This is a genomic window from Novosphingobium sp. HR1a (assembly GCF_015594425.1).
Taxonomy (GTDB): domain Bacteria; phylum Pseudomonadota; class Alphaproteobacteria; order Sphingomonadales; family Sphingomonadaceae; genus Novosphingobium; species Novosphingobium resinovorum_A.
In genome coordinates, this window is record NZ_JABXWS010000166.1 from 1 (window position 1) to 415 (window position 415).

General features: G+C 63.6%; 1 pseudogene. It reads right to left on the reverse strand.

Going from position 1 to position 415, the window contains the following annotated elements:
- A pseudogene (locus tag HWN72_RS30840) lies at nt 1–415 on the reverse strand (type II restriction endonuclease); the annotation flags it as partial.

A 415-nucleotide genomic window follows, 5' to 3' on the forward strand; every position in this document is an offset into this window, starting at 1 on the left:
GGCTAAAGGCGGGCCGCGCCAGTTGCGCCCGCACGTCGCCCTCGCGGGCGTCAGGGGCGACCAGAAACAGCCCGGCGGCGGCATGCAGTTCGCTCCCGCTCAGCGCCAGGTCGAGCATGCGAACGATGCCAGAATAAATCGAGGTCGAGTGCTCCACCTCGAATGCGGCTGCGACCCGATCGCTGTCCCGGTCAAACCACAGCACGTCGATCAGGCGAATGGCGTCGCCGCCGGTCGACGTGGCAATCGACGCCGGCAGGCTTTCAAGGCACCCCTCCCCTAAGCGCACCCCGTCATAAAGACGTCCCCGATCATTAGCGGCAATCCAGACATCATAGCCCAACGCGCGCCCTATATCGCGAAGCCAAGCCTGAATCTCCGAATGCGTTCGATCGCTTTCACCTTGCTTTTCGAC